Here is a 15,256-nt window from a genome sequence, read left to right on the forward strand (position 1 = left end):
CAGATGTGCACAGTGGCACCCAGTGAAGGCGACGCACACCGCCGGCTGAGGTACGGCCGGCGGTCGCTCCCTGTCACGGCGAGCCTCGCGGCCGCCGCGCTCGTGCTGATCGGCGCCCCGCTCGCTGCCGCCGAGGAGACCGGCACCTCCGAGACGCAGACCGAGTCGACCGCGACGCCGACGCCTGCGCCCACCGAGACGTCGAGTCCGGCGCCGACCGAGACCTCGACGCCCTCGCCGGACCCGTCGCCGACGCCCACCGAGACGTCCACGCCCACGCCGACCGAGACGTCCACGCCGACGCCGACCACCGAGCCCACCCCGAGCCCGACCGGCACCCCGCCGGCGCCGCCCGAGGAGACGAGCACGCCGACGCCGTCGCCCACCGGCACGCCCACTCCGACGCCCACCGGAACGCCGACGCCGTCGCCCACCGGCACCCCGTCGCCCACCGGCACGCCGTCACCCACGGGCACGCCGTCGCCGAGCGGCACGCCGTCGCCCACCCCGACCCCGAGCCCCGTCGCACCGCCGTCGCCGTTCTCGTACTCCTACTCGCTGTACCAGCCGCTGCTGTTCACCGGCACCGGCACGATCCGCACGACGGTCGACGCCGGCCCCTCGCCCCGACTGGTCGCCGCGCAGCAGCGCCTCGTCGACGCCCGCTCGGCGCTCCAGGACGCGCGTGACGCGCTCGCCGCCGGGCTCGCCGAGGTCGAGCGCGCGCAGGCCGTCGCCGATCGGCTCCAGCTCGCGGCCGACGCGGCCGCCGCAGAGGCCGACGAGGTCGCCGGGCTCTACCTGCACGCGGTGCGCGGCAGCCTCGACACCTCGACGAGCGCGCTCGACGTGCTCTTCGACACCGAATCCGACCTGCTCGGCGGCCTCTCCTCGGTCGATCGCGTGTCGGGCCTCACCGCCGACGTGTCCGCCCTCGCCGAGCTCGCCGAAGCCGCGCGCGACGCGGCCGACCGCGCCCAGGCTCGCGCCGACGCCGCCTACGAGGCCGTCGACGCAGTCGGCATCCCCGCCCTTCGCCAGGCCGTCGCCGACGCGGAGGACGCGGTCGACGACGCCCGTGACGCCGTGGACGACGCCCGCGACGAGATGGAGGCCGAGGCGAACGAGGTCGTGCTCGCCAACACGACCACGGCCTTCCAGTTCGAGAACCTCCCCACCGACTCCGGCCAGCTGAGCGAGCAGGGCTGGTCGGCACCCGCCAGCGGCTACCTCACCGACGGGTTCGGCCACCGCCCCGTGAAGCCGCTGCCGAGCGTGCAGGACTTCCACCGCGGCACCGACATCGCGAGCGCCTGCGCGAGCCCCGTCTTCGCGGCGACCGACGGCATCGTCGTGCAGGTCGGCCCGAACGGCACCTACGGCAACTGGATCCTGATCCAGCACGGCGACGGCGTCTCGACCGGCTACGCCCACCTCGCCACCGGCTCCTCGCTCGTCGCGCCCGGTGACGAGGTCGTCGCGGGCCAGACCATCGCCGCGGTCGGCAGCACGGGCGCATCGACCGGATGCCACCTGCACTACGAGGTGCGCCTCGACAACACGGCCATCGACGCGGTGCCGTTCATGCAGGCGCGCGGCGTGGTCCTCGGGTCGGCCTTCCTCGGGAACTTCGGGGGCTGACCCGATGCGTCCGGGATCCCGGACGACCTCCGAGGCATCCGCTCACCGCAGGCCCACCCGCCGGTGTGTGATCGGAACATGACCGATCACTCGCCCCGCACCGTGCGCGCCGCGCGCGGCACCGATCGCACCGCGCGCAGCTGGCAGACCGAGGCGCCGCTGCGCATGCTCATGAACAACCTCGACCCCGAGGTCGCCGAGCGCCCCGACGACCTCGTCGTCTACGGCGGCACCGGTCGGGCCGCGCGCAGTTGGGAGGCGTTCGACGCGATCGTCGACACCCTGCGCGACCTGGCCGACGACGAGACGCTGCTCGTGCAGTCGGGCAAGCCGGTCGGCGTGTTCCGCACGCACGAGTGGGCGCCGCGCGTGCTCATCGCGAACTCGAACCTCGTGGGCGACTGGGCGACGTGGCCCGAGTTCCGCCGCCTCGAGCAGCTCGGGCTCACGATGTACGGGCAGATGACCGCCGGATCGTGGATCTACATCGGCACCCAGGGCATCCTGCAGGGCACCTACGAGACGTTCGGCGCGGTCGCGCGGTCGATCGCCGCCCGCCGGGCACTCGCCGAGGGCCTCGACGCGTCGGTGCACGTGACGGATGCCTCGCTGGCGCACACCCTCACCCTCACCGCCGGGTGCGGCGGCATGGGCGGCGCACAGCCGCTCGCGGTGACCATGAACGGCGGCGCCGTGCTCATCGTCGACGTCGACGAGACGCGGCTGCGCCGCCGGGTCGAGCACGGCTACCTGCACGAGGTCGCCCTGTCGCTCGACGCCGCGGTGTCGCGCGTGCTCGCCGCGAAGGCGGCGGGCGAGGCGCTGTCGGTCGGCGTCGTGGGCAACGCAGCGACCGTGTTCGACGAGCTGCTCGCAGGCGGCGTGCCGATCGACATCGTGACCGACCAGACCAGTGCGCACGACCCGCTCTCATACCTGCCGGAGGGCGTCTCGGTCGAGGAGTGGCGCGAGCTCGCGGCATCCGACCCCGAGGGCTTCACCGAGCGCTCGCGCGCGTCGATGGCGAAGCACGTCGCCGCGATGGTCGGCTTCCAGGACGCGGGCGCCGAGGTGTTCGACTACGGCAACTCGATCCGCCGCGAGGCGGAGCTCGGCGGGTACGACCGGGCGTTCGCGTTCCCGGGCTTCGTGCCCGCGTACATCCGCCCGCTGTTCGCCGAGGGCAAGGGCCCGTTCCGCTGGGCCGCGCTCTCGGGCGACCCGGCCGACATCGCGGCGACCGACCGGGCGATCCTCGAGCTGTTCCCCGACGACGCGCACCTGCGCCGCTGGATCACGCAGGCGGGCGAGCAGGTGCACTTCGAGGGGCTGCCCGCGCGCATCTGCTGGCTCGGCTACCAGGAGCGGCACCTCGCGGGGCTGAGGTTCAACGAGATGGTCGCGTCGGGCGAGCTGTCGGCGCCGGTCGTGATCGGCCGCGACCACCTCGACTCGGGGTCGGTCGCCTCGCCCTACCGCGAGACCGAGGCGATGGCAGACGGATCGGACGCGATCGCCGACTGGCCGCTGCTCAACGCGCTGCTGAACACGGCGTCGGGCGCGACCTGGGTGTCGCTGCACCACGGCGGCGGCGTCGGCATCGGCCGCTCGATCCACGCCGGGCAGGTCGTCGTCGCCGACGGCACCGAGCTCGCCGCCGAGAAGATCGCGCGCGTGCTCGTCAACGACCCGGGCACCGGCGTGATGCGCCACGTCGACGCCGGCTACGACCGCGCGGTCGAGGTCGCCCGCGAGCGCGGCCTCCGCGTCCCCATGCTGGACGGCTGACGCGATGCGGCGCGATCGCATGCTGCTCGTCGGCATCGGGGAGCTGGTCACCAACGATCCCGCGCCGGGGCGCGAGGGCGGGCCGCTCGGCATCGTGCGCGACGCCGCCGTGCTGGTCGACGGCGACCGCATCGCCTGGGTCGGCGCCGACACGCACGCGCGCGAGCGCGTCGCCCGGCACCCGGGCCGCGACGACCGCGAGGAGGGCGAGGAGCATCGCGAGCTCTGGGACGATCCGGTCGACGTGGTCGACCTGGCGGGCGGATGCCTCGTGCCGGGGTTCGTCGACTCGCACACGCACCTCGTGTTCGGCGGGGACCGAGCCGACGAGTTCGCGGCCCGCATGGCCGGGCGGGCGTACGAGGCCGGTGGCATCCGCTCGACCGTGGCGGCGACCCGCGCCGCGAGCGACGACGACCTGCGGGCCCGGCTCGCCGGGTTCGTCGCCGAGCTTCGCGCGCAGGGCACCACGACGTTCGAGGTGAAGACCGGGTACGGGCTCACCGTGGCCGACGAGGAGCGGCTCGCGCGCCTCGCAGCCGAGGTCACGCCCGAGGTCACCTTCCTCGGCGCGCACGTGGTGCCGGCCGAGTACGCCGACCGCCCCGACGAGTACATCGACCTGGTCGTCGGGCCGATGCTCGACGCCTGCGCCCCGTACGCGCGCTGGATCGACGCGTTCTGCGAGCGCGGCGCCTTCACCGCCGAGCAGTCGCGCCGCGTGCTCGAGGCGGGCGCGGCCCGCGGTCTCGGCGTGCGCGCGCACGGCAACCAGCTCGGCCCGGGCGAGGGGGTAGGGCTCGCGGTCGCGCTGGGCGCGGCATCCGTCGACCACTGCACGTACCTGTCCGATGCGGACGTGGTCGCCCTCGCGGCATCCGACACCGTGGCGACCCTGCTGCCCGGCGTCGAGTTCTCGACCCGGCAGCCGTATCCCGATGCACGCCGCCTCATCGACGCGGGCGTGCGCGTGGCACTCGCGAGCGACTGCAACCCGGGGTCGAGCTTCACGAGCTCGATGCCCTTCTGCATCGCGGTCGCGGTGCGCGAGATGGGCATGACCCCGGGCGAGGCGCTGCACGCGGCGACCGCCGGCGGGGCGGCTGCGCTGCGGCGCGACGACGTGGGCGCGATCCGGCCCGGCGCGCGGGCCGACCTCGTCGAGCTCGCCGCACCGAGCCACGTGCACCTGGCCTACCGGCCGGGCGTGCCGCTCGTGCGCCGCGTCTGGAAGGACGGCGCGCCGGCGTAGGGCAGCACCCGCCCCAGCACGTCAGCCGACGGGCGCCGGCTTCGGCGCGGTCTCACCGCCGTACTGCGCGACCTTCTGCCCCTTGTGCTTGCTCAGGTAGATGATCACGAAGAGGAGCGCGAGCCCGCCCGCGAGGATCTTGCCGAAGAGGATGAGCGACGCGAGGAGCGGGTCATCGGTGCCGCCGACGGTGGCGAAGTCCCACAGCGCGTGCACGAGCATCGCCCAGACGATCGAGCCGGAGGAGCGACGGACGAGGTAGTAGACCGTGCCCGCGCCGAAGGTGAAGAAGAACTGGAGGACCACCCCGAGGCCGGCGCCGGTGAAGAAGTTGGCGAGGTGCATGCCCGCGAACAGCAGCGTACTGAACAGCCACACCTTCGTCTCGGTCAGCTCGCTGCCGCGGAAGCCGACGATCGGGACGCCTCGGGTCGCGAGCTCCTCGCAGAACCCGACGAGCAGCGTGCCGAGGGCCAGGTAGAGCACCATCGTCGGGGTGAACCCCTCGAAGCCCCTCAGGATGATGATCGCGACCGACGCGACTACCAGGAGCGCGCCGGGGATGATCAGCCACCGCGGCGCGCGCTGCTTCTCCACGAGCACGGGCCGCCACCAGCCGAGGAAGGTCGTGGCCACGACGAGGAACACCGCTCCGATGGCCAGCGGGATGACGATCCAGTTGAGGATCGACGACTCGGACTCGCCGAGACGGAGGTAGTCGATCCCCAGCAGGAGCTGGACGCCGATGATGAGGATCAGGTAGGCGAGGAAGACGACGAGGCCGATCCACGACTTGGGCTTGACGCGCACTGGTGCTCCTTGGGTGGGTGTTGGTTGCGACCATAGCGGCGATCGCAGTCGGGCGGTTCGCGCGCGCGCCCCTGTGGAGAACCGAGGGCCGCTCGAGAACGCGCCCGGGCCTGGTGTCAGCCCTTCGGGGTGTCGAGGCGCACGTCGACCGGGATCGCCGCGACCGTCTCGGCCCAGTGCGTCACGTCGAAGTCGAACTCGGCGACCGCGCACGTCGGCATGCGGCCGATCGAGCCCGAGAGGGCGTATGCCAGATCCGACATGCCCGGGTCGTGGGCCACGATCATGCCCGTGCCGACCGACTCGTCGAACTCCTCGGCGACGAGGCGAAGGGTTGCGGCGGATGCCCCGTAGAGCCGCTCCTCGAGCACGAGCCGCTCCGCGCCGAGGCCGAGCGCCTCGGCGAGCGCCGCCGCCGTGGTGCGCGCCCGTACCGCGGTGCTCGACCGGATCGCGTCGGGCACGACCCCGCGTTCGGCGAGTCGCCGGCCCATCTCGGGGGCATCCCGCTGACCGCGCTCGTTCAGTGGACGCTCGTGGTCGTCGAGGCGTGCGTCGCCCCAGTCGGACTTCGCGTGCCGCACCAGGATGAGCGTCTTCACGGCCTGCTCCCCTCGCCGAGATCCGCGGCCCGGCGCCGCGGTGGTACGCAGATCCTTTCACGCGCACGGCACGGTCGCGACCGGCGCTGTCGCGACCGGCGCCGTCGCGACCGGCGCCGGCGCGCCGACCTCAGCGGAGCGCGACCCCGGCGAGCCACTCGAGCACGCACAGCGCGGCGAGGCGCACGGTGCGTCCGTCCGGGGCATCCGTCGTCGCGTCGATCTCGACGAGGTCGGCGGTGCGCACCCGGACGTCGGCGCCCGCCGCACGCACGAGCGCCCGCAGCTCCCACGCCTGGAGTCCGCCGGGCACCGACGCCGGGCACGCCGGCGCCACCGATCGGTCGCACGCGTCGACGTCGACATCGAGGTGCACGGGTCCGCCGCCGACCCCCGCGATCGCGACCGCCTCGGCCATGACGTCGGCCGGTCGACGCCCGTGCAGCTCGTCGCGGTGCATCACCGTGATGCCGAGGTCGGCCGCCCGCCGCGCGTACGCAGCCGAGTTCGCGAAGTCGGCGATGCCGATCTGCACGATGCGCGCCGGGTCGAGCCCGGCCTCCACGAGCCGCCTGACGGGTGACCCGTTCGAGACGCCGTCGCGCAGGTCGTAGTGCGCGTCGATCGTGACGAGTCCGGCCCGCCCGAGCTGATCACCCCACGCCCCGAGCGCGGTCGCGTACGTCACCGAGTTGTCGCCGCCGAGCGCCATCAGGGTCGACGATCGTCGCAGGGCCGCCGCGACCGCGGCGACCGTGGCCGCCTCCCCCGCCTCCCCGTCGGGCTCGTCGATGTCGCCGAGGTCGACGCAGCGCATCGCACCCAGGTCGAGCGGGGCGGATGCCTCGGGCCGACGCGCGCCCGCATGCCCGTGCACGTGCACCCCCGAGCGCGTCGCACGGTGCTCGACCTCGGCCGCCGACCCCTCGTGCCGCCGGTCGGGCACGAGCGCCGGGCTGTACCGGCGCAGCGCCTCCCGCACGGCCGCGGGCGTCGTGTCGGCGCGCGTCGGTGACAGCGAGGTGCGGAACGCGGGCACGCCGAGGAGCGCCAGGTCGAACCGGTCGTCGGGACCCGAGGCATCCGCCGCCGGCCAGTCGCCCGCGCGCGGCCAGAGCGGGTCGTGCGACAGCGCGGGCCCGGTCATGCGATGCGCCCCAGCAGCTCGCGCTCGCGCTCGGCGCTCATGCCGGCCCGTCTCTCGGCGTGCAGCCCGTCGGCCTGCTCCCACGCGAGCACGCTCTCGAGCAGTTCGCGAGGTGGCCGCAACCTGAGGCCCGCCGCCTCGGCCGCCGACACCGATCGTGAGAAGAATCCGGCGGTGCCGTCGCCGGGCAGCCAGAACGGCAACTCGAGCGGGCCGACCTCCTGCTCGACGAGCCACTCCGACGAGACCCGCACGACCTCGCCCATGTGCCCGCCGACCTCGCGCGAGTCCTCGACCCAGTGCGCGAACGGCACGATCGGGCTGACGGCGTTGAACGGTCCGGCGATGCCCTGCTCCGCCGCGTCGAGCAGCCACGCGACGAGGTCGCGCACGTCGATCACCTGGGTCGCGGCGGCGGGCGTGTCGGGTACGAGCAGCGGTGCCTCCGGGTCGCGCGCGGCGCGCCGCACCCAGTAGCCGGAACGCCCGGTGTGGTCGCCGGCCCCGCCGATGATGCCCGGGCGCGACAGGTGCAGCCGGTCGCCGACGACCTCGGCCGTCGCCTGCTCGCACGCCTCCTTCGCCGCGCCGTACACCTCGATGTCGGCCGTGTCGCCGTCGTGCGGCGCGAGCAGCTCGGCGCTCTCGCCCTCGCCCGCGAGGTCGTTGCGCGCGTACACGCTGCCCGACGACACGTACGTCCAGTGCCGTGCTCGCGGCCCGATCGCGCGCACCGCGTCCCGCACGAAGCCCGGCTGCCACGACACCTCGAACACCGCGTCCCAGTCGCGCCCGGCGACGGCGTCGTACGCGCCGGGTGCGCTGCGGTCGGATGCCACGAGCTCCGCGCCGTCCGCCACCGCGCCCGCCTCGCCGCGCGCCAGGCAGGTCACCGTGTGCCCGCGCTCCAGCGCCGTCGCCGCGATCGTCTGCCCGAGCCAGGCGGTGCCGCCCAGGATGAGGATCTCCATCCCCCCATCAGAGCAGGTGAGCGGATGCCGCGCCAGCACGGTCTCCGCCGGGCCGACCGACCGGCCGCCCAGGGGCATCCGCTCGACCCTGCCCGCGTCTCGGGCGGTGATCAGGCCTCGAATCGCGCTGCGACCTCGTCGGAGGTCGCAGCGCGCACGCGCGCCTTCTGGTCGTCGGGCATGTCGTCGAGCTCGTCGAGGCGTGCGAGCGGATGCCAGAACACCTCGGATGCCTCGCCGTCGGCCGGGTACGGGTCGCCCGAGACGTAGCGGCAGCGGAACGTGAGGTCGAGGTACGCGGTGCGGTCGCCGTTCGGGTACGTGATCTCGGGGGTCGTGTGCACCCAGGCGAGGCGCTCGACCTCGACCTGCACGTTCGCCTCCTCGAGCGCCTCGCGCACGGCGGTCGTGGCGGGCTCCTCACCGGGCTCGATGATGCCCGAGATCGGTGCGAGCCGGCCGTTGTCGCTGCGACGGCCGAGCAGCACCTCGTCGTCGCGGATGATGACGGCGGTCACGCCCGAGAGCCAGAGCGGAGCGGTGCCGATCGAGCGGCGCAGGTCGACGATGAAGTCGGGGATGGGCATGGTCCGAGCGTAGGGGAGACATCCGGAGCGGATCGCGGGAACATCGGGGGAGGCGTTCGCGTTGGCGTTGACTGATACCCCTAGGGGTATAGGTTGCGAAGCGAGGGAGCGATCATGGCACACGCACACGAGCCGCAGGCCGGCACGGAGCACGACACGCACGAGCACGACATGCACGAGCACGAGGCGCACCAGCACCACGAGCACGCGGCGCACGAAGGCCACGACACGCACTCCGGCCACGGCGGGCACGGTGGCCACGGCGATCACGTCGGCCAGTTCCGTCGCCTGTTCTGGATCATGCTCGTGCTCGCCGTGCCCACGGTCGCGCTGAGCCCGATGTTCGCGATGCTCCTCGGCTACGAGGTGCCGACGACCGGGCTGGTCGCCTGGATCGTGCCCGTGCTCGGCACCGTCATGTACTTCTGGGGCGGCTGGCCGTTCCTCACCGGCGCGGTCGGCGAGCTCCGCGCGAAGTCGCCCGGCATGATGCTCCTCATCGGGCTCGCGATCACGGTCGCCTACGTCGCGTCGCTCGGCGCGAGCCTCGGCCTGCTCGACCACCAACTCGAGTTCTGGTGGGAGCTCGCGCTGCTGATCGTGATCATGCTCCTCGGCCACTGGATCGAGATGCGCTCGATCATGCAGGCGTCGTCGGCCCTCGACGAGCTCGCCGCGCTGCTGCCCGACGAGGCCGAGCGCGTGACCGACGACGGTACCGAGACGGTCTCCACCGCCGACCTCGCGGTGGACGACGTGGTCGTCGTGCGCCCTGGCGGCCGGGTGCCGGCCGACGGCGAGGTCACCGAGGGAACCGCCGAGATGGACGAGTCGATGATCACGGGCGAATCCACCACGGTCTCGCGCGGCCCGGGCAGCACGGTCGTCGCGGGCACCGTCGCGACCGACACCGCGATCCGCGTGCGGGTCACGGCTGTCGGCGACGACACCGCGCTCGCCGGCATCCAGCGACTGGTCTCCGACGCGCAGGCGTCGAGTTCGCGCGCCCAGCGCCTCGCCGATCGCGCCGCGGGCTGGCTGTTCTGGTTCGCCCTCGGCGCCGCCGTCATCACGGCGATCGCCTGGACGCTCGTCGGCAGCCCCGACGACGCCGTGGTGCGCACCATCACCGTGCTCGTGATCGCCTGCCCCCACGCGCTCGGCCTCGCCATCCCGCTCGTCGTCTCGATCGCGACCGAGCGCGCGGCGAAGGGCGGCGTGCTCGTCACCGACCGCATGGCGCTCGAGCAGATGCGCACCATCGACACCGTGCTCTTCGACAAGACGGGCACGCTGACGAAGGGCGAGCCGACGGTGACGGATGCCGCCGCGGCGGACGGCCACGACACCGACCAGGTGCTGGCGATCGCGGCTGCGGCCGAGGCCGACTCGGAGCATCCGCTCGCCCGCGCCATCGTCGCGCACGCCGACGAGCACGGCGTCGACGTGCCGCGCGCGACGGACTTCTCCTCCGCGCCGGCGGTGGGCGTGCGCGCCACGGTCGACGGCCGCACGGTGCGGGTCGGCGGCCCGGCGATGCTCGAGGAGGAGGGCTTGGCGCCGCTCGAGGCATCCGCCGACTGGTCCGCTCGCGGCGCGACCGTGCTGCACGTCGTCGCCGACGGCGAGGTCGTCGGAGCGCTCGCGCTGGCCGATGAGGTGCGCGAGGAGTCGCGTCAGGCGATCGACGCGCTGCACGCGCTCGGCATCGGCGTGGTCATGATCACGGGCGACGCCGAGCCGGTCGCGCAGGCGGTCGCCGACGACCTCGGCATCGACCGGGTGTTCGCGCAGGTGCGTCCGGAGGACAAGGCCGACCGGGTCGCGACGCTGCAGCGCGAGGGCCGGAGCGTGGCGATGGTCGGCGACGGCGTGAACGACGCGCCCGCACTGGCGCAGGCCGACGTCGGGCTCGCGATCGGCGCCGGCACCGATGTGGCGATCGCGTCGGCGGGCGTCGTGCTCGCGTCGTCCGACCCGCGCTCGGTGATCTCGGTGATCGAGCTCTCTCGTGCGTCGTACCGAAAGATGCAGCAGAACCTCTGGTGGGCGGCCGGCTACAACCTGGTCTCCGTGCCGCTCGCGGCGGGCGTACTCGCGCCGATCGGGTTCGTGCTGCCGATGTCGGTCGGGGCGATCCTCATGTCGGCGTCGGCCGTGGTGGTCGCGGTCAACGCGCAGCTGCTGCGCCGCCTCGACCTGCGGCCCGAGGTCTCCACCCGCGCCGTGCTCGACCGCGAGGGCGGCCGGCCTGCGGCGACCCGCGAGGAGCGCGAGCCGGTGACTGCCCGGTAGGGGCGACCCGGCACGTGCCGGGCGACCCGGCCAGTCTGGCGCGAGCGGGCCAGCCTTCCACGGCTGGCCCGCTCGCCGACGACTGGCCCGGGAACCGGGCACGTGCCGCGGCGGGACAGCGGGCGGGAGCGTCAGCGCGCGTCGGGTGTGACCTCGCGCGCGCGACGGATCATCTCGTCGAACGCGTCGAGGTCGAACGCGTCGAGCCGGGTGATGCTCACCGCGGCCGAGCCGACCTTCACGCGCCCGAGCCGCGGCGCAAACGTCTTGACGAGGTACGCGCCGTCGTCGACCGCGTTGACGTAGACGCTGACGTGCTGCTGCTGCGCGGCGAGCCCCACGAGGAACCAGTCCACGTCGGCGCCGCGCGGGCGCGGCTGCGTGATCGCGCCGTACCCGATGATGCGCTGCTCGGTGCCGCCCCAGAACACGCCCTCCCACAGCACGCGCTCGAGCCCCGCGAACTCGCGCGCGATCCGTGCATCGAGCACGCGCATCGCCTCGCCGCGCTCCCCCTCGAGCGACGCCAGGAATGCGTCGACATCCGTCTCGGTGCGCTCCATGGCGACCCCCTTCACCATGATTCTCCCCCACTCCGACGCCGCCCGCTCGACATCCCGCCGCAGCGCGGGTGCGCAAACGGTGGCTACCAGTCCCGTTCACCACGATTTGCGCACCAGCAGCGGCCGTGAAGGATCGGCGTTGGTGCGCGAACTGTGGTCATCCGGGTGGGAGACCACGTTTTGCGCACCAGCGGCGAGGCGCAGGGGGCAGAGCCGAGCGGATGCCCCGGGTCGACGTCACTCGGCGACCCGGGGCGAAGCGCTACTCGGCCGGCGAGCCCGACGCGGCGGCTGCCGCCGCGGCCTCCTCGTCGGCCCGCTTCTGCGCCCGCTTCAGCTCGCGCTTCGCGCGCCGCTTCTCGCGCCCGCCCTCGACGAGGAAGTACAGCACGGGCAGCACGATGAGCGTCAGCACGGTCGACGACAGCAGGCCGCCGATCACGACGATCGCGAGTGGCTGCGAGATGAACCCGCCGGTGCCCGTGATGCCGCTGGCCATCGGGATGAGCGCGAAGATCGTCGCGAGCGCCGTCATGAGGATCGGGCGCAGACGCCGGGACGCACCGTGCAGCAGCGCGTCCTTCACGTCGTACCCGCGATCTCGATACTGGTTCACGAGGTCGATGAGCACGATCGCGTTCGTCACCACGATGCCGACGAGCATGAGCACGCCGATGAGCGACGAGACGCCGAAGGGGATGCCGACCGCGAGCTGCAGCAGGATGGCACCGGTCGCCGCGAACGGCACCGAGACGAGCAGCAGCAGCGGCTGCAGCAGCGAGCGGAACGTCGCCACCATGACGATGTACACGATGAGGATCGCCGCGAGCAGCGCGAGCCCGAGCTGCGTGAACGCCTCCTCCTGGTCGCTCGTGACGCCGCCCACGGTGGCGCTCGTGCCGGCCGGCAGGTCGGCCTCCTCGAGCGCGGCGGTCACGGCGAACGACGCCGCACCCACGTCGGCCTGGTCGGGCGACGCGGTGACGGTCGCGCTGCGCAGGCCCTGCACGGTCGTGATCGACGCGGGGCCGTCGGTCTCGTCGACCTCGGCGAGCTCGTCGAGCTCGACCACGCCGGCCGGGGTCGGCACGGGCAGCTCGCGGAGCTCCTCGACCGTCGCGGGCGGGTCGTCGCTCGCGACGTAGATGGTGAGGAGGTCCTCGTCGATCTGCACGCTGCCCGCGGCCTGCGGCTGCATGGCGGATGCCACGAGCGAGCTCAGCGCGAACTCCGAGTACCCGGCGTCCGCCGCGGCCTCGCGGTCGACGACCACGCCGATGAACGGGCGCGTCTCCGACAGGTTCGAGGTCACCTCGACGATCTCGGGCAGCCCGTCGAGCGCCTCGACCACGGCCTCCGACGCCTCGCGCAGGTCCGCGTCGTTGCCGGCGGTGACGTCGATGAGGATGTCGCTCGAGAACCCGCCCTGCTGCGCCGACAGCACGAGCTCGCCGACGTCGCCGAGCGCGTCGAGCTCGTCGCGCACCTCGGCCTGGAGGGCGTCCTGGTCGGCGTGCTCGTCGGTGGTGATCGAGTACGTGATGGTGCTGCCGGCACCGCCGCCGAGGCCGAGCTGGATGTCGGTGCCGCCGCCGATGGAGGTCAGCACGATCTCGACGCCCTCGGTGTCCCGCAGGGTCTCCTCGACCTCGGTCGAGGCCGCGTCCATCTCCTCGAGGGAGGTGCCCGCGGGCAGCTCCTGCGTGACCTGGAAGGTGTTCTGTCCGGTGGCGCCGATGAAGTTCGTCGGCATGAGCGGGTAGAGCGCGAACGTGCCCACGAGCACGAGCACCGCGGCGACGAGCGTGAGCCAGCCGTGGCGGAGCGTCCAGCCGATGATCGGCAGGTAGCCCTTCTGCAGGCGGCCGGGGTGCTCGAGCTCGTCCTCGCCGGTCTCCTCGGCGAGGGCCTCGGTCGAGGCCGAGCCGTCCTTGCGGGTGAGCTTGGCGGGCTTCAGGAACCAGTACGCGAGCACCGGCACGATCGTGAGCGACACGAAGAGGGATGCCGCGAGGGCGATCGCCACGGTTAGCGCGAAGGGTCGGAAGAGCTCGCCCGTCGGGCCGCCGACGAGCGCGACCGGCAGGAAGACCGCGATGGTCGTGACGGTCGACGCCGTGATCGCGCCGGCCACCTCGCGCACGGCCTTCACGATGGTCGGCACCTTCTCGACGCCCTCGACGAGATGTCGCTTGATGTTCTCGATGACGACGATGGAGTCGTCGACCACGCGTCCGACCGAGATGGTCAGCGCGCCGAGCGTCAGGATGTTCAGGCTGTAGTCGGTCGCCCAGAGCCCGATGAACGTGATGAGCACCGAGGTCGGGATCGAGATCGCCGTGACCAACGTCGCGCGCACCGACAGCAGGAACACGAGGATGACGAGCACCGCCATCACGAGGCCGAGCATGCCCTCGACGGCGAGGGTCTCGATCGACTCCTCGATGAACGGCGACTGGTCGAACACGACGGTGAACTCGGCGCCGGGGAACTGCGAGGCGATGTTCGCCTCGAGGTCGGCCATGGCGTCCTGCACGGCCGTGGACACGTCGACCGTGTTCGCGGCGGGCAGCTTGGTGATCGAGAGCGTGAGCGCGGGCTCGCCGTTCACGCGCGAGATCGAGGTCTCGGGGTTGTCGACGAGCTCGACGGATGCCACGTCGCCGATCGTCGGCGCGGGCGAGACGGGCACCGTGACGGTGCCCGTCGAGGTGCCGAGGCCCGTGCCGGCACCGGCATCCGCCCCCGCTCCGGCCTCGAGCCCGGTGCCCGCACCGGCATCCGCCCCCGGCACCTGACCTGCGCCGGCATCGGGAGTGGGCGCGGCGACCTGCTCGGTCGCGCCGAGCAGCGGGAGGTCGGCGACGTCGTCGACGGAGGTGAGGCGATCACCCGACTGCACGGCGTAGGAGATGCCGTCCTCGGTGATCTCGCCGGCGGGCAGGAGCACGCCGTTCTGCTGGAGCGCGCTCGTGATGGCCTGCGTGGTGAGGCCGAGCGCGGCGAGCTCCTCCTGGTCGGGCACGATCGTGACGCGCTGGCCGATCTCGCCGATGACGCTCGCCTCGCGCACGCCGTCGATCTCGTTGAGCTCGCCGACCGTGGTGCGGTTCAGCGCGTCGGAGAGCGCGGAGGTGTCGTCGGTGCCGCTGACCGCGATGGCGATGACCGGGAAGTCGTCGAAGCTGAACGCGACCACGGCGGGGTCGACGTCGTCGGGCAGCTGCGACGAGATGCGGTTGATCGCAGTCGTCATCTTCTGCTCGGCGGTGGCGAGGTCGGTCTCGTAGTCGAACGTCGCGGTGACGACCGAGATGTTCGTCGAGCTCGTCGAGCTGGTCGATTCGAGGCCCGCGATGCCGCGCAGCGACGTCTCGATCGGCGTGGAGACGTCGTTCTCGACGACCTCCGGCGCGGCGCCCGGGTACGTGGTGACGACCGAGAGCTGCGGGAACGCGATCGAGGGGATGAGCTCCTGCTTGAGCAGCGTCAGCGAGACTCCGCCGAAGATCGCGACCACGATCGTGACGAGCGCGATGAGAGCGCGGTTCTTCAGGCTGGCCTGCGCGAGGAGATGCATTCGTCGATTCTCGCATTGCA

11 protein-coding genes are annotated in these 15,256 nt (G+C 73.0%); 4 read left to right on the forward strand and 7 right to left on the reverse strand.

Going from position 1 to position 15,256, the window contains the following annotated elements:
• Positions 1 to 12: 12 nt before the first annotated feature.
• The 3 genes from QUE38_RS05875 (at position 13) to hutI (ending at position 4,681) form a co-directional block, all read left to right on the forward strand.
• Complete coding sequence (locus QUE38_RS05875) at positions 13 to 1,641, forward strand: M23 family metallopeptidase (protein WP_286310664.1); 1,629 nt, start codon at positions 13 to 15, stop codon at positions 1,639 to 1,641.
• Positions 1,642 to 1,719: 78 nt separating this feature from the next.
• The gene (gene hutU, locus QUE38_RS05880) at positions 1,720 to 3,429 is read left to right on the forward strand and encodes a urocanate hydratase (protein WP_286310665.1); all 1,710 of its coding nucleotides are present in this window, start codon (positions 1,720 to 1,722) and stop codon (positions 3,427 to 3,429) included.
• Between the two features lie 4 nt (positions 3,430 to 3,433).
• Positions 3,434 to 4,681, forward strand: coding sequence for an imidazolonepropionase (gene hutI / locus QUE38_RS05885; RefSeq protein ID WP_286310666.1), 1,248 nt, complete (start codon positions 3,434 to 3,436; stop codon positions 4,679 to 4,681).
• A 21-nt stretch (positions 4,682 to 4,702) separates the two neighbouring features.
• On the opposite strand, the gene QUE38_RS05890 is transcribed toward hutI, so the two are convergent.
• From QUE38_RS05890 to QUE38_RS05910, 5 genes are all read right to left on the reverse strand, one after another.
• A complete protein-coding gene (locus tag QUE38_RS05890; RefSeq protein ID WP_286310668.1) occupies positions 4,703 to 5,491 on the reverse strand; it encodes a CPBP family intramembrane glutamic endopeptidase in 789 nt (262 codons plus the stop codon).
• A 116-nt stretch (positions 5,492 to 5,607) separates the two neighbouring features.
• Positions 5,608 to 6,093, reverse strand: a complete 486-nt coding sequence (locus QUE38_RS05895; RefSeq protein WP_286310670.1) for a SixA phosphatase family protein — start codon at positions 6,091 to 6,093, stop codon at positions 5,608 to 5,610.
• 130 nt (positions 6,094 to 6,223) lie between these two features.
• On the reverse strand, positions 6,224 to 7,240 hold the full coding sequence (locus QUE38_RS05900; protein ID WP_286310672.1) for an arginase family protein: 1,017 nt from the start codon (positions 7,238 to 7,240) through the stop codon (positions 6,224 to 6,226).
• On the reverse strand, positions 7,237 to 8,211 hold the full coding sequence (locus QUE38_RS05905) for a Rossmann-fold NAD(P)-binding domain-containing protein (protein ID WP_286310674.1): 975 nt from the start codon (positions 8,209 to 8,211) through the stop codon (positions 7,237 to 7,239). The genes QUE38_RS05900 and QUE38_RS05905 overlap by 4 nt, the downstream gene beginning before the upstream one ends.
• Positions 8,212 to 8,321: 110 nt before the next feature.
• Positions 8,322 to 8,798 carry an NUDIX hydrolase gene (locus QUE38_RS05910; RefSeq protein WP_286310676.1) on the reverse strand — a complete coding sequence of 159 codons (477 nt, stop codon included), beginning with the start codon at positions 8,796 to 8,798 and terminating at the stop codon, positions 8,322 to 8,324.
• Positions 8,799 to 8,912: 114 nt separating this feature from the next.
• Here QUE38_RS05910 and QUE38_RS05915 point away from each other — a divergent pair, with 114 nt between their 5' ends.
• The gene (locus QUE38_RS05915; RefSeq protein WP_433996947.1) at positions 8,913 to 11,093 is read left to right on the forward strand and encodes a heavy metal translocating P-type ATPase; all 2,181 of its coding nucleotides are present in this window, start codon (positions 8,913 to 8,915) and stop codon (positions 11,091 to 11,093) included.
• Positions 11,094 to 11,224: 131 nt separating this feature from the next.
• On the opposite strand, the gene QUE38_RS05920 is transcribed toward QUE38_RS05915, so the two are convergent.
• Positions 11,225 to 11,674: a hypothetical protein gene (locus tag QUE38_RS05920; RefSeq protein WP_286310678.1), complete on the reverse strand. Its 450-nt coding sequence runs from the start codon at positions 11,672 to 11,674 to the stop codon at positions 11,225 to 11,227.
• Between the two features lie 244 nt (positions 11,675 to 11,918).
• Entirely contained in the window at positions 11,919 to 15,236 is a 3,318-nt protein-coding gene (locus tag QUE38_RS05925; RefSeq protein WP_286310680.1) for an efflux RND transporter permease subunit, read from the reverse strand.
• Positions 15,237 to 15,256 lie beyond the last annotated feature (20 nt).

The sequence above is a fragment of the Agromyces mangrovi genome (genome assembly GCF_030296695.1).
GTDB classification, from domain to species: Bacteria; Actinomycetota; Actinomycetes; order Actinomycetales; family Microbacteriaceae; genus Agromyces; species Agromyces mangrovi.

What these genes read in the sequence shown, in the direction of transcription:
- QUE38_RS05920 (WP_286310678.1), bottom strand. Translation starts at nt 11,674, where the DNA reads ATGGTGAAGGGGGTCGCCATGGAGCGCACCGAGACGGATGTCGACGCA.
- QUE38_RS05905 (WP_286310674.1), bottom strand. Translation starts at nt 8,211, where the DNA reads ATGGAGATCCTCATCCTGGGCGGCACCGCCTGGCTCGGGCAGACGATC.
- QUE38_RS05910 (WP_286310676.1), bottom strand. Translation starts at nt 8,798, where the DNA reads ATGCCCATCCCCGACTTCATCGTCGACCTGCGCCGCTCGATCGGCACC.
- QUE38_RS05925 (WP_286310680.1), bottom strand. Translation starts at nt 15,236, where the DNA reads ATGCATCTCCTCGCGCAGGCCAGCCTGAAGAACCGCGCTCTCATCGCG.
- QUE38_RS05900 (WP_286310672.1), bottom strand. Translation starts at nt 7,240, where the DNA reads ATGACCGGGCCCGCGCTGTCGCACGACCCGCTCTGGCCGCGCGCGGGC.
- hutI (WP_286310666.1), top strand. Translation starts at nt 3,434, where the DNA reads ATGCGGCGCGATCGCATGCTGCTCGTCGGCATCGGGGAGCTGGTCACC.
- hutU (WP_286310665.1), top strand. Translation starts at nt 1,720, where the DNA reads ATGACCGATCACTCGCCCCGCACCGTGCGCGCCGCGCGCGGCACCGAT.
- QUE38_RS05915 (WP_433996947.1), top strand. Translation starts at nt 8,913, where the DNA reads ATGGCACACGCACACGAGCCGCAGGCCGGCACGGAGCACGACACGCAC.